The organism is Cuspidothrix issatschenkoi CHARLIE-1 (genome assembly GCF_002934005.1).
Taxonomy (GTDB): Bacteria; Cyanobacteriota; Cyanobacteriia; order Cyanobacteriales; family Nostocaceae; genus Cuspidothrix; species Cuspidothrix issatschenkoi.
Map to the genome: position 1 here is coordinate 1 of NZ_PGEM01000041.1, position 14,531 is coordinate 14,531.

10 protein-coding genes are annotated in these 14,531 nt (G+C 37.4%); 7 read left to right on the forward strand and 3 right to left on the reverse strand.

Going from position 1 to position 14,531, the window contains the following annotated elements; all coding sequences use genetic code 11:
• Positions 1-55: 55 nt before the first annotated feature.
• Positions 56-2,596: a DNA gyrase/topoisomerase IV subunit A gene (locus tag CUN59_RS07035; RefSeq protein ID WP_104387175.1), complete on the reverse strand. Its 2,541-nt coding sequence runs from the start codon at positions 2,594-2,596 to the stop codon at positions 56-58.
• A 215-nt stretch (positions 2,597-2,811) separates the two neighbouring features.
• Here CUN59_RS07035 and CUN59_RS07040 point away from each other — a divergent pair, with 215 nt between their 5' ends.
• On the forward strand, positions 2,812-3,210 hold the full coding sequence (locus CUN59_RS07040) for a response regulator (RefSeq protein WP_104387176.1): 399 nt from the start codon (positions 2,812-2,814) through the stop codon (positions 3,208-3,210).
• A 93-nt stretch (positions 3,211-3,303) separates the two neighbouring features.
• Here CUN59_RS07040 and CUN59_RS07045 read toward each other — a convergent pair whose 3' ends face one another.
• Both CUN59_RS07045 and CUN59_RS07050 read right to left on the reverse strand, forming a co-directional pair.
• A complete protein-coding gene (locus tag CUN59_RS07045; protein ID WP_104387182.1) occupies positions 3,304-4,152 on the reverse strand; it encodes a tetratricopeptide repeat protein in 849 nt (282 codons plus the stop codon).
• A 138-nt stretch (positions 4,153-4,290) separates the two neighbouring features.
• Complete coding sequence (locus CUN59_RS07050; protein ID WP_104387183.1) at positions 4,291-5,727, reverse strand: sensor histidine kinase; 1,437 nt, start codon at positions 5,725-5,727, stop codon at positions 4,291-4,293.
• Positions 5,728-6,101: 374 nt separating this feature from the next.
• Between CUN59_RS07050 and ppk1 the strand changes: the two genes are divergently transcribed.
• The 6 genes from ppk1 to CUN59_RS07080 form a co-directional block, all read left to right on the forward strand.
• On the forward strand, positions 6,102-8,264 hold the full coding sequence (ppk1, locus tag CUN59_RS07055) for a polyphosphate kinase 1 (RefSeq protein WP_104387177.1): 2,163 nt from the start codon (positions 6,102-6,104) through the stop codon (positions 8,262-8,264).
• 371 nt (positions 8,265-8,635) lie between these two features.
• Positions 8,636-9,031 (forward strand): response regulator transcription factor, encoded by a 396-nt coding sequence (locus CUN59_RS07060; protein ID WP_104387178.1) that lies wholly within the window; start codon positions 8,636-8,638, stop codon positions 9,029-9,031.
• Positions 9,032-9,370: 339 nt separating this feature from the next.
• Complete coding sequence (dxr, locus tag CUN59_RS07065) at positions 9,371-10,567, forward strand: 1-deoxy-D-xylulose-5-phosphate reductoisomerase (RefSeq protein WP_104387179.1); 1,197 nt, start codon at positions 9,371-9,373, stop codon at positions 10,565-10,567.
• A 237-nt stretch (positions 10,568-10,804) separates the two neighbouring features.
• The gene (locus CUN59_RS07070) at positions 10,805-11,638 is read left to right on the forward strand and encodes a DUF4007 family protein (RefSeq protein WP_104387180.1); all 834 of its coding nucleotides are present in this window, start codon (positions 10,805-10,807) and stop codon (positions 11,636-11,638) included.
• Positions 11,622-12,056, forward strand: a complete 435-nt coding sequence (locus CUN59_RS07075; RefSeq protein ID WP_104387181.1) for a hypothetical protein — start codon at positions 11,622-11,624, stop codon at positions 12,054-12,056. Before CUN59_RS07070 ends, CUN59_RS07075 begins: the two co-directional genes overlap by 17 nt.
• 41 nt (positions 12,057-12,097) lie before the next feature.
• A partial coding sequence (locus tag CUN59_RS07080; RefSeq protein ID WP_133164007.1) for a hypothetical protein occupies positions 12,098-14,531 on the forward strand: 2,434 nt, incomplete at its 3' end.

A 14,531-nucleotide genomic window follows, 5' to 3' on the forward strand; every position in this document is an offset into this window, starting at 1 on the left:
CTCTCCTCACAGACAACTTTTCAACCCCTAGTTAAGACCGGGGAGTATCAAAATCCTAATCCACCTCCACCACAGAGATAATTCTTTCATCCCGGTTGAGTTGGCAAATAGTTTCACCTTTACTATCTTTACTGAGACTAGGAACTGTATTTACTGGTATGCGGATAACGCGCTCTTTATTTGTCAGTAATGCGACTTCTCTTCCTGGTTTTGCTTGTACCATTGCGGCTAAATTATCTGTTTTGTTATTAAATTTCAAAACTTGTATACCTAAATCTCCGCGACTAGCAGCCCTTAACTGATTTGCTGGCATCGTTTTCGCAAATCCTTCTTGAGTGACTAGCAATAATTGGTCATCTTTGCCAACATTGACACAGCCAACCATTTGCTGATTTTTCAACAGACGGAAAGCTTGTAATCCCATGGCCGCACGTCCCATAATTGGGAGTTGTTCATCATTGACGGGAAACCTTAACAGACGACCACTAGAACTGGCTAAAATTAGGTGTTGTCCACTGGTGGTGAACTGGGTAAAAGCTAATTCGTCCTCATCCTTGAGTTTCAAAATTGTAATCCCTCGGCGGGAGAGGTTAATAAATTCTGATAAAGATAGGCGTTTAATTCGTCCTTCCTTGGTCAACAGCACCATGTCCGATGTTTCAGGATGTTCTGGGAGTAAGAACCGAGTAATTACAGCTTCAGTGTTACCTTGGGCGGTGCTGGTAAGTAGAGTAATTAAGGGTGTACCCCGTGCTGAACTTGTAGTGAGCGAAGTTGAACTACGGCCGGTAGTGAGGGGAATATCTGCCACGGTGATGGGGTAGACTTTACCACCACTGGTAAGGATTAATAGGTCTTTGTGGGTGTTAGTTAATGCGGTTTGGATAATGAAATCATGATCCATTAAACCGTTTTCCGCTTTTGTTTTTCTACTATTGGGGGCAATACGTCGCACATAACCCCGTTGGGTAATTTCTAAAATGGTTTCCTCTGGGGGTTGCTCCGGTTTAGGAGTGGGAATTTTGGCTGGAGAATTTTCTGCTGCTACTGCTGCTTGTTTAGATTTACCTTTTTCTTCTGATACTGATTTTTCTGTGGTGTGAACTATTTTTGTGCGTCGAGGATCACTATATTTACGTTTGAGAGTGCGTAAATCTTTTTTCAGGGCTTTGAGTAATTCCCGTCTGTCTTCCAGTAATGTCCGCAGGAGGGAAATTTGCTGGTTGAGTTCATCAAATTCTTTTTGTAAGTTTTGCTGTTCTAAACTGGTGAGACGACGTAAGGGCATGGACAGAATCGCATCTGCTTGGACATCGGTTAAATCCAGGCGGCTAGAAAGTGTCATTTTGGCGGTACTGCCATCGGGAGCTTGCCGTAAGATGGCAATGACATCATCTAAGTTTGCGAGGGCTTTCAGTAAACCTGTGAGGGTATTGACCCGGTTTTCGGCTTTGTCTAATTCGTAACTGTAACGACGGTTGAGGGTATGTTCTCGGAACTTGAGAAATTCCTCTAATAGTTGCCGTAGGCTTAATTGGCGGGGTTGTCCATCCACTAAGGCCAGGAGAATTGCCCCAAAGGTGGTTTGTAAAGCGGTTTGGTGATATAAAGCCGCGAGTAGTTCCTGGGGGTTGGTATCACGTTTGAGTTCAATAACTACGCGCATTCCTTCCCTATCGCTTTCATCCCGAATGTCAGAAATGCCATGTAAGCGTCCTTGATTGACTAAATCAGCGATTTTTTCAATCCAACCAGCTTTGTTAACTTGAAAGGGCAGTTCTGTGACTATCAAGGCGGTACGGCGTTTAGTTCCCTTGGTGGCAGGAATTTCTTCCACTGTGACTATTCCCCGGAGGATAATGCTACCTTTACCCGTGGTATAGGCTTCTTTAATGCCGCCATAATCAACAATTTCCCCACCTGTGGGAAAGTCTGGCCCGGGAATTAATTGGAATAATTTCTCATCGCTTAATTCTGGGTTGTCAATTAAAGCAATTAAGCCATCCACAATTTCGCCTAAGTTGTGGGGAGGAACGTTTGTGGCCATCCCCACGGCAATGCCAGCACAACCGTTGAGCAGCAAAAATGGTAATTGAGCAGGTAATACCGTTGGTTCTTGTTGGGAATTATCGAAATTGCCAGTAAATTCTACAGTCTCTTCAGCAATTTCCGCCAACATTCCTTCATGTCCTACGGGTGCGAGACGGGTTTCCGTGTAACGCATGGCTGCCGGTGGGTCATTATCCACGCTGCCAAAGTTACCATGTCCCCCTAGTAGGGGATAACGGCTGGAAAAGTCTTGGACTAACCGAACTAAGGCATCATAAACCGACTGATCACCATGGGGATGATATTTACCGAGAACATCCCCCACTACACGGGCGCATTTTCGGTAAGGTCTATCTGGTGTTAAACCGAGTTCGTGCATCGCATATAAAATGCGGCGATGTACGGGTTTTAAGCCATCACGGACATCTGGTAAGGCACGCCCCACAATCACACTCATGGCATATTCTAGGTATGACCGTTGCATTTCGGTGTGTAGGGCGGTGGTGATGACCTGTCCCTTGGAGAGAAGGTTTAACTGTTTTGCCATGAGGTTTCCTTGTGAATTTTAGCTACACAACAGCCGCTAGAAGATAACACAGTTTGTAATTACAACAGAAGGGATTAACACAGAAATACTCCCACAATCTTGATACTCATCAGGAGAAAGAGCAGTAGTATTATCCTGGATATGATCTAAGCTTATGGATTATTAAAAACACAACAGATATTGCTTAGGTATTCACTCTATTAGTATAAAGTCTCATGAAAACTGTTCTGATTGTCGAAGATGATTTGATTAATGCTCGCGTTTTTTCCAAAATTCTAACTAAACGCGGCGGGTTGGATGTCAAACATACGGAAAATGTGGAAGAGGTGATGGAAATTGCCCAAGCGGGTGAGATAGATTTGATTTTAATGGATGTGTCTCTGTCACGTAGTGTATACCAAGGTCAGTCTGTTGATGGTATCAAAATTACACAAATGTTAAAATCTGACCCGCAAACAGCTAATTTACCGATTATTTTAGTTACAGCACACGCTATGGAAGGCGATCGCGAGAATTTTTTGAAACAAAGCGGCGCTGATGGTTATATTTCTAAGCCTGTGGTGGATCATCAGGAGTTTATTGATCAAATTATTGGTCTGTTATCAAAGAATTAATTGGCAAGGGGCAGGAGTTCAGGAGTTCAGGAAGAAGGAAGAAGATAATTTTCTCCCCTGCTCCCCTGCTCCCTATTACGGCTTTGGTGATTCCTACTGTCCTTGGGAGGCTGATTTAATTTGCGGTAATGCTAAGAATTGTTTAGTATCTGAAAGCAAACGTTGTCCCCAGAGATTTTCGATGAGAAAGTCCACGTCTGCATAACGGTAATCTATACGAAGTGCAGATACTCCCATTTGTAAGGCTTTTTGCTGATTACCTTGTTTATAGTAGGCTACTGCTAAAGCTAGTAATGGTTCGGCTGCTTTTTTATCAATACTAACTGCTGTTTGCCATTGCTGGATCGCTCCGGGAATATCCCCTTGTTCGTATTTAATCAAGCCAATATTATTAATTGCTGGCCAAAACTTTTTATCTTGGTTGACAGCTAAATTAAATTGAGCGATCGCTTCTGGGAATTTCTGCAACATATAATAGGCATTACCTAAATCAAAAAATCCCCCGGCATAATTGGGTTTCAATTTTAAACCGGCTTGATAATGGTTAATTGATGCTTGGTAATCTTTTTTCTGAAATTTGGCTGAACCTAAAGCAAATAGCACCTCTGGGTTTTTACCGTTGAGGGTTTGGGCTTTGTTTAAGGAGATAATAGCCTGATCAAATTCTTTATTTTGTAAATACAAACTTCCCAATAACCACCAAACTTTATCGTTTTGGGGGGCTAATTTAGCTGCTAATTGCGCTCTGACTAAAGCTGGTTCAACCTGTTGAAACTTGGCTAACTGCGCTGCTTCTTGTGCCAAGCTCAAGCCCTGTTTTTCCAATTGTGCATTATCAATTTGCACTGTATGGGGAATAAATGCCTGAGCATGAGCAGTTTCAGTCATACTCCATAAACTACAGGCAACCAAAAAAGAAATTAACCGAATGTGTTTTGGCACACTATCACCTTCTAGAGCAAAAGAAAGGAATCTGATGGCTAATGCCACCCTACGCTATCTGATAGCTTAACAAAATCAGCGAGATAGGTCACGGGTAATTGATAATGGGAAAATTCTTTCCTACTTCCTGATTGTTTTTCAGTCGGTAATTGGGTGTAAAATGGGGAGGGTGATGGTAAAAGTGGTACCTGCACCGATGGTGCTGGTGACTTGAATTTGTCCTTGATGATGTTGAATAATGGCTTGAGCGATCGCTAATCCTAGTCCTGAACCAGTATTTGTGGTTGTAGAATAGTTACCAGTTTTATGGGTTCGTGCTGGATCAACACGATAAAAGCGATCGAATAATTTTGGTAATGCTTCTGGAGGAATACCAATCCCGGTATCACTAACTTTAATTTGTAAATAAGAATTGCTGTAACGCATTCCTGATAGTGATAGTTTGGCATTAGCCATGACTCTACCCATGCTTTCTATTCTGGCTAATTCTACTTTGATTACTCCTGCTTTGGGCGTATATTGCAAGGCATTACCAATTAAATTTGTAAATAATCTTCTTAATTGTTCCCAATTTCCCATGAGGGTAAACCAGTTTTCTAGTAATTCAGGATTATCTGCTGTTAAGGGAGAATCTACAAAATTAAGTCCTAGATGAATTTGTTTTTCTCTGGCTACAAGTTGCTGTTCTTCTACAACTTCTATTAATAACGCATCTAAAGGACAAGGGGAAAATAAGTTTGTATTAATACCGCTATCTTGTCTAGCTAAAAATAGCAAATCATTGACTAATTTTCCCAATCGTTGGGTTAGTCTTTCTACTACTTTTAATTGTTGTTGATATTGCAGGGTATTTTTTTCTTCTGTAATTAAATCTAAATCCGCTAAAGCAATTTGTACATTTGTTTGAATTAAAGCAATGGGACTTCTTAATTCATGGGAAGCATCAGCAGTAAATTGTTTTAAGCGTTGGTAAGATTCCCCCACTGGTTCCATGGCTTTACCAGATAAAAACCAACCACTAGCCCCTACCGACAATAACATTAAACTAATCCCTAAAGCTAAATCAAAAATTAATTCTCGGCTTGGTTTTGTCACCTCAAACCAGGGATGACTAACTCGTAAATAACCTAAAACCTGTCTACCTAATTGGATTCTTTTGGTAACTTGTCTTAATAATTGTGCTGATTCTCCCCATCCTCCCATACCTATGACTCGCACAGTTTCACCTGTATGATTAGGATGAATAGGAATATCTAATATCTCGGAAAAAGTTGACCAGAGTAATTCGCCAGTGGGACTAAACCACTCTAAATCAATGCGATCATCTTCGGCATTTTCAGCATTATTAGGAAAACTATCTTTTACATTTACTTGTAATTGATGAGGTTGAAAATTGTTGGGTTCAATGATTAAAGAACGTTCGACAACTTCCACAACATGATATAATGTATCGTCAATTCTTTCTATTAATGTACTGCGAACATATAAATATACTCCACTGGCAAATAATAATAGTAAAATCGCGGTTATAGCTGTGTACCAAATCGCTAAACGGCGACGAGTGGATTGAAACAGATAAATAGACATATAGCAGGTTGCAGGTGACGGTTACAATATTGTAGGGTGAGTTATGGATTTCATCGTCATGCACTATTGCCATCCTTGCTGGATATGATTGAATCTATCACTTAGTTTCTCTGGAAACACTTAAATAAGTAGATTCTATCGAAAAAATATAGGACTTATACCAATTGTTTTACGAAGGGTATTACCCCTACTTTCGTTCTGTTTTGCGTAAGTCCTGAAATAATTATTTTTTATACCTGGAAACCATCAAAGCAAACTTGATCGGGTTTATAGTTCCAGAATTGTTAAAATCTCATCAATAGCAATTAAGATATTGATATTCATTTGCTTGATAGGTAATATCTGCCTTGATCTAGGTGATTATGCCAAAACCAAAAAAGAATCCTGCTGCAATTAATCTGAGTGAGCCACAATACTACATTAACCGTGAGTTAAGTTGGCTAAAATTTAATGATCGGGTGTTACATGAAGCTTGTGATCCGAGAACTCCTTTATTAGAAAGGCTGAAATTTTTGGCGATTTTTAGTTCTAATCTGGATGAATTTTTTATGGTGCGCGTGGCGGGGTTAAAGCAACAGGTGGAAGCTACTGTGAATTTATTAACTGCTGATGGACGGACACCACAAGAGCAACTAGATGATATTCGTCTGCATTTGATTCCGCAACTTAAAAAACTGAATGCAGAATTTGAGGAAGTGCTGCGACCGCTGTTAATACAACAGGGAATCTATATTTTAGATTACATAGAACTGAATGAAAAACAGCGCGGTTATTTAGATAACTATTTTGAGGAACAGGTGTTTCCGGTGCTGACTCCTCTAGCTGTTGATCCTAGTCATCCTTTTCCCCACATTTCTAATCTGAGTTTAAATCTGGCGGTGATGCTGAAAAATCCTGATACGGATGAGGAGTTTTTTGCACGGGTGAAAGTTCCCCAGGTGTTACCGCGATTTTTGCCTTTACCTCCAGAGTTACGAACTCAAGACAATGGTAAAACTGCTAATTGGACGGGGATTCCTTTAGAACAAGCGATCGCTCATAATTTAGAATCTCTATTTCCAGGGATGAATATTCAAGAATATCACCCCTTCCGTATTACCCGTGATGCGGATCTAGAATTGGAAGAAGATGAAGCGGATGATCTGTTATTAGCTATTGAACAGGAACTCCGTAAACGCCGCATGGGTGGTAGTACGGTGAGGTTAGAAATTCGCTCCCAAACTCCTGAATCTGTGCGTTCTCGGTTGTTGCAGGATTTAGGATTAACGGAAAATGATATTTACGAGGTTGATGGTCTGTTAGGACTGCGGGATTTAATATATTTTCTGGCGCTACCATTACCGGACCTGAAATACCCCCCACGTCAATCTGTTGTTCCTTCCCGTTTACAACGGTTAAGAGAACCATCAATTAATCTTGATGTCCATGAAATAGAAGAAGGAAAAGATTTTTTTGCCATCATTCGGGAAAAAGATTTGTTGGTTCATCATCCCTATCAATCTTTTTCTGGTTCAGTAGTGCGTTTTATTACCAGTGCTGCCCATGACCCCAATGTGTTGGCGATCAAAATGACTCTTTACCGTACTTCGGGAGATTCACCCATAGTTAATGCTTTAATTGCGGCGGCGGAAAATGGTAAACAAGTTTCAGTATTGGTGGAATTAAAAGCCCGATTTGATGAGGAGAATAATATCTACTGGGCTAGACGTTTAGAAAGAGTTGGGGTTCATGTTGTCTATGGTTTGGTGGGTTTAAAAACCCATAGCAAAATTGTCCTGGTGGTGCGAAGAGAAAAAGATCGGATGCGTCGCTATGTACATATTGGGACTGGCAACTATAACCCAAAAACCGCACGACTGTATACAGATTTAGGTTTGTTTAGTTGTCGGGAAGAATTGGGAGCAGATTTAACCGATGTGTTTAATTTTTTAACTGGCTACTCTCGACAAAAATCCTATCGAGAAATTATGGTAGCTCCTGTAAATATGCGCGATCGCTTTCTGGAATTAATTAAGCGCGAAATTGAAAATGTCCAAAATGGATTTTCTGGTCGCATTGTGGGGAAAATGAACGCTCTAGTTGATCCGCAAATTATCGCCACTCTCTATGAAGCTTCCCGTGCTGGTGTGCAAATTGATCTCATTATTCGCGGTATTTGTTGTTTACGTCCTGGTATAGCAAATCTGAGTGAAAATATTCGGATTATTAGCATTATTGGCCGCTTTTTGGAACACTCCCGCATCTTTTATTTCTACAACAATAGTCAAGAAGAAATATATATCGGTAGTGCAGATTGGATGAGCCGAAATTTAGATCGTCGAGTTGAAGTGATTACTCCCATTAAAGACCCTGATATTGCTAAGGATTTACAAGAAATCTTAGGCATTATGTTAGCGGATAATCGTCATGCTTGGGAATTACAATCTGATGGAACTTATATCCAAAGAAATCCAGTTGATAGCCGAGAAGCTAATTCTCAAAAAACGATTATGTCTATGGCTTTGCGTGCTGTAGGCATTAATTAAACTTTTCTTAAATTCTCATCAGTTGCAGCAAAGGTGAATCATAACTTTCTCTCTAGTCCTCGATATTATTGATCTTAGGACTGAGGGCTATTATTCAGTAATTCAGAAAATGCAAAAAAGACATTTTTTATGATTTTTTAGCATTAGAATTACTAAATTATTGGTGAAAATTCATCCGGAAGATAGAGTGATTTTTGTATTGATATTTGTAAACTGCAAATAGCCCTCCTACTTCTTAATAGGTATCAGGCTGTTTCAGTTTAATCATGATAAAAATATTTGGGTGGGTTTTGGTTAAACTCCTACACAAAATTTATCAGTATCAGCATTGAAGTCAATTGGTATAACTTCATATTAATTATTTTCTAGGAATGTTAATGTTGTCCCGTGAGTCTAGTAACTTACGTCTGCTTATAGTTGATGATCATGAACTAACTCGGTTAAGCCTACAATTAGTTTTTTCTGTGCAAGAAAATATTCATGTTGTGGGTTTAGCTAGTAATGGTCAAGAAGCTATAGAAATGTTTAAATGCTATCAACCTGATGTAATTATTCTAGATTTACAAATGCCAATTATGGATGGTTGGTCAGTATCTAATTACATTAAATCTATATCGCCAACAACTCAAATTTTAGCTTATTCTTCTCTAGATGAAATATCTTATGGAGGAACTAAAAATACAGATAATTTTGATAAAATTTGCAAAAAAGATATTCCCACTAAAGAACTTGTTGCTGTGGTGAAAGAATTAGGAAAGCGAGTTTAATTTTATCAGGACTTACGCAAAATAGAACGAAAGTAGGGGTAATACCCTTCGGGAAGCAAGCTACATGAATTACCCCTAGGGTTGCAGTTACATCTTGCGTAAGTCCTATTTATGTATTTTTCTTTCCTCTTACTGTAGAGACGTTCCGGTGGAACTCGTGACCTAAAATACCGATATTGCAGGGGCAAATGCTTCGCCTCTACGTATATTTTCTAAACCAAATGTTACTCCTATATCCTGATAATTCTGAGGATAAATTTGCATATTTGCGATGATCCCCGTATCTAATGAGTCCCCAGCCATTTATATTTAAGATTATCTATTAATTCTTAAAAGATTGTGAAAGCTATTACTCTCATCGGTTCTACTGGGTCAATTGGTACTCAAACCTTAGATATCGTTTCGGAACATCCAGATAAGTTTCGCATAGTTGGACTGGCTGCTGGACGCAATGTGGAGTTATTCGCGGCGCAAATTCGCCAGTTTCGCCCCCAAATTGCCGCTATTTCTGCTGCGGATAAGTTACCAGAACTCCAGGAAGCAATTAAGGATGTTTACCCCCAACCTATTTTACTGGCTGGGGAAACGGGAGTGATTGAAGTTGCCCGTTATGGTGATGCCCAAACGGTGGTTACTGGTATTGTTGGTTGTGCGGGTTTATTACCGACCATAGCTGCAATTGAAGCGGGTAAGGATATTGCTTTAGCAAATAAAGAAACTATCATTGCGGGCGCGCCTGTGGTGTTACCTTTGGTGGAAAAACACGGAGTGAAACTATTACCAGCAGATTCTGAACATTCCGCAATTTTTCAATGTCTGCAAGGTGTTCCTCAAGGTGGGTTAAGGAAGATATTACTAACTGCTTCCGGTGGTGCGTTCCGAGATTGGCCTGTGGAAAAGTTACCCACTGTAAAAGTTGCGGATGCTATTAAACATCCTAATTGGTCAATGGGGCGTAAAATTACTGTAGACTCGGCAACTTTAATGAATAAGGGTTTAGAAGTAATTGAGGCTCATTATTTGTTTGGGATGGATTATGATGATATCGAAATTGTCATTCATCCCCAAAGTATTATTCATTCTTTAATTGAGTTACAAGATACTTCTGTTTTAGCCCAACTGGGTTGGCCGGATATGCGTTTACCATTGCTTTATGCAATGTCTTGGCCGGAAAGAATTTACACTAATTGGGAAAGATTGAATTTAGTAAAATCTGGTGATTTAACTTTCCGTGAACCAGATCATCAAAAGTATCCTTGCATGGGTTTGGCTTATGCGGCGGGTAGGGCAGGTGGTTCAATGCCGGCGGTTTTGAATGCGGCCAATGAACAAGCTGTGGCGCTGTTTTTAGATGAGAAAATTGGCTATTTGGATATTGCGCGGTGTATTGAATTTGTGTGCGATCGCCATCAAAATGATAACAAACAAAATCCTTCTTTAGATGACATTTTAGCAGCCGATCAATGGGCTAGGCAAGAGGTTTTTACTGCTACTGAAAAGTTAGCAACTCAACCTCAGATACTTTCTGTGGGTTAAATGGGTAAAATCCCCGACTTCTGACATTAGTTGAAAATTCTTTGACAGCAAAAAAGAGAAAGTCGGGGATCTCAGACTTTTAAAACGTCATAATATACACTATAATAGAATCAGCACTTACACACAACTGAAAATATTGCAACCGCAGTCAAACATAAGTAGCAGTTTTTACTCGCAAATGCAAGCGTTTTTAAGTAAAATAACTGAAAATATATATTACTCAACACTGGATAGACTATGGCTAAAATGCAACTGCATTTCAACGGTAACTTTTCTCTCAAAAAAGAAGAAATTAAAAGAATACTAGAAGCAGCTTCAGAAGAAAAAGGTTTAAAAGATACCTTAGAAAATCTGATGACAAAAACAGGTTTAGGTAATGCCAAAGTTGGTAAAATTAAAAGTTGGGCAGCCAGAGCAGGTTTAGTTAAAGATAATTATCTCAGTCCAGAAGGAAAAATAGTTTTAAAATATGATCCTTATTTACAATCAATAATTACAGATTGGTTAATGCACTTTTATTTGAGCTTTGGTAATGAAGGTTTAAACAAAATACCAGAAAACCCTGCGGAATGGGGAGGATGGACTTATTTTATTTATACATTTCTGCCAGAAAATAATACATTTACCAAAGATGAATTATTTCAAAATTGTATTCCTATATTTGAAGAACCAGCTAAAGTAATTCCTGAAAGATTCAAATATATTTTAAGATCCTATACCGAATCACAAGCATTAGCTAATTGTCAAATTATCCAGGAAACTAAAACGGACAAATATCAAACCGGAAAAACCAAACTTCCTAATTATTATTTGATTGGTTATTTTCTTGCTAAACTTTGGGAGCGAGATTTTAATAAGCAAACTTCTGTGTTAACAGATGATATTATCAATCAAAAAATGGGAATTGTTCCAGTTTTAGCTATTGAACCAGAAGCATTACAACAACATCTAAATAGTATAGAATCTCTGGGAATTATAGAACAAAGACGCACGGTATCGCCCTATCAAATTATCCGTCGTTGGGATCAACCTATCAAATTATTAGAAAAAGCTTATGGTAACAATCAATAACTTATCACTTCCAGATGCAAAACCAACAGATTACCCGCATTTATTGTTATGGGATAATTATAATGATGCAGAAATTCAGCAACTCGCATTTCATAATAATGCCGAAATTATCAGTTATCGGGATAACTTGATTAGTCGTATTAACAGTAAACAAAAATATCTGGTTCTTCAAGAAAATTTAAGTCAAGAATTAGCAGCAATTAGAGAAATTTGTGAACAAACAAATAAACCCATAGTCCTATTAAAAGACTTAGAAATTCTTGTCACTTATCTTTATAGTAAACCATCATCACCTATGAGTTTATTTTGGCAGCAATTAGGAAGCATGAGACATTTAGCCAGCATTTTATGGATTGTACTTCCTACTCGCATTTATCCGATCAATTGGCACAAAAAACGCATTCAAACCATGCCATAAACATATATTATAGATATCATATACCAGGGAGATTTACCATCATGCAACTAAATCAAATAGTGAAAATTAATGAACTAGGAATGGTAGCTAACGCCGTCAATTTTGGTATGATGGCTAATACTGATAAAAACTTACGGTTATGTCAAGGATTTGTATTTAATTATAATCATCAAAAAACCAAAGATTCTACATTAGGTATACTCGCAGAAATTCAAAAAAGTTATCATCATATTAATCAGCCAAATATCCATTTATTTGTACAAGACTACGGTAAAGGTAAATCTCATTTTGCTTTAGTTGCTGCTAACTACTTTCAAAAATCCTTAGATACTCCTGAAAATCAAGGAATACTAGCACAGGTAAAAAATGCAGTAGGAAATAATCAAGGAATAGTAGAAGAATTAACAGCTTATAAAAAACGTAATCCCAAACACTTAGTAATTTGCATTAGTGGAGATGACGGAATAGATTTAAGACAGATATTCTTAAAATCCCTGCGTCAAACATTAGAAAATGAAGGGATTACAGAAAATTTAGGACAGCTACTTTGTCAAAAACCTTTAGAATACTTATTAAATTTAAAAGATACAGCAATTGAGGAAGCTAATCAATTTTTAGCCGAAAATGGTAACGAATTTGGAGATTTTCATACCTTAATTGATTTATTAGAAAAAGATAATTATCGAGTGATTCCCTCCGTCAAAGAAATTAGTAAACAATTAAATAAAGGATTTGCTTTTGATTTTGATACGGATTTAAAAGTTGAGGAAATTTTAGAACTATTAATTCATAAATTATGCGTTGGACAAAATGCTAAATATGCAGGAATTTTGATTTTATTTGATGAACTTAATTATTATCTTAAATCTTGGTCAGCAGATTCAGTGAATGCTGGTGGTGCTTTTTTACAAAGTATTACTAAAACTTGTGAAAATCATAAAAGTAAAATAGCCTTAGTTTGTTTTACCCAAATTAGACCTTTAAAATCCATTTATCAAATTACCAGTCAATCAGTAGAAGATTATAAGAAACTTGCTTCCCGCTTGGAAATTGCCGAAAGTACCTATGAACCTGCTTCTAGTTTAGAATTAGTAATTAAAGGTTTATTACCAAAACAAGATCACAATAATTCATGGAATCAATTTTTTCAAGTTTGGTGTAACACACTTTTAATTGATAGTAGAAAATCCCATGAACACAGAATTAATATTTATCGAGAAAGAAATTGGACTTTAGAAGACTTTAATAATACCCTCACTATTGGTTGTTTTCCCCTCCATCCTTTAAATAGTTATTTGCTTTGTAACTTAGATTTTACTCAAGGAAGGACAGCAATTCAATATATCAAAGAAGATGTGAAGCTGTTTATTAATTCTCAACCTGTGGAAAAAAATGGTAAACTAAACTATATTCCTGCAATTTCCTTAATTGATGCTTTTGAAGATAACTTTTCCCAACCAGAGTTTTATAGTCATTATTCAGAATATCAAAAAGCCTATGATACCATAGCTGCGTCTGCTACACTTGAAGAAATTGCAATTTTAAAAGGACTTTTCTTATTTTATGTTAGTCAGGGTAAACTATATAAACCAGAATCAGAAAAACATGATGTTATTCTCAGTGAATTAACAGGTTTATCAGAAAAACAAACCAAAGAAGCCTTAGAAAAACTTGCCCAAGACAGAAAAGTTATTTACTTCAATTCTGGAGATAATACCTATCGTTTTTATTCCGGTAGTAATTTACTAGAAATTAGTCAACAACTAGAAGAAGAAGCAAGTAAACAAGCTGACAAAATAAGAGTTAAGTTAGCGGTAGACTATTGTCAAAATGAAGTTATCAACTACTTGAAATATGCTCAAATTGAAGGAACAGCTTTTATTGAAAAGCATCAACAGCTTAATAATTATAAATGGTTCTTTGAATACAAATTTTACAGTATCACCGACTTTGAGAAAGCTTTATTTAGTGACAGAACCTTAGAAAACATAGCAGGAAAAGGAATTTTTGCTTATGTTTTAGCAGAAACTATGGAAGAAATACAATATGTTCATAATAGAGTAAATCAGTTAATTTCCCAATCTCAACATCAAAAACGTATTGCTATCGCTATTCCCCGTAAACCAGTTAGAGATATTTGTCATGATTTATTCAAACTGGATATTATTAAAAGAAAATCCACATCTGAAAAACAAGAATTAGGTACAGCTTTAAAACAGTTAAATAAGCAATTACAAGAAAAAATACAACGAGAAATTAAAGAAGTAATTGCTTCAGCAACTTATTATGGTTTGAATTTAGATCAATTAACTATTACTGAAAAACAACATCGAGAAAGTATTGTTAGTCATCTTTTACAACAACTTTATCCTTTTGTGCCATCGGTGGCTAAAAATGATAAAATGGCTTTAAATAGCTCCACTGGAAATAGTATAATTGGCTATGTTGCTAAACGGGGAGCATCTCAAGTTTGTT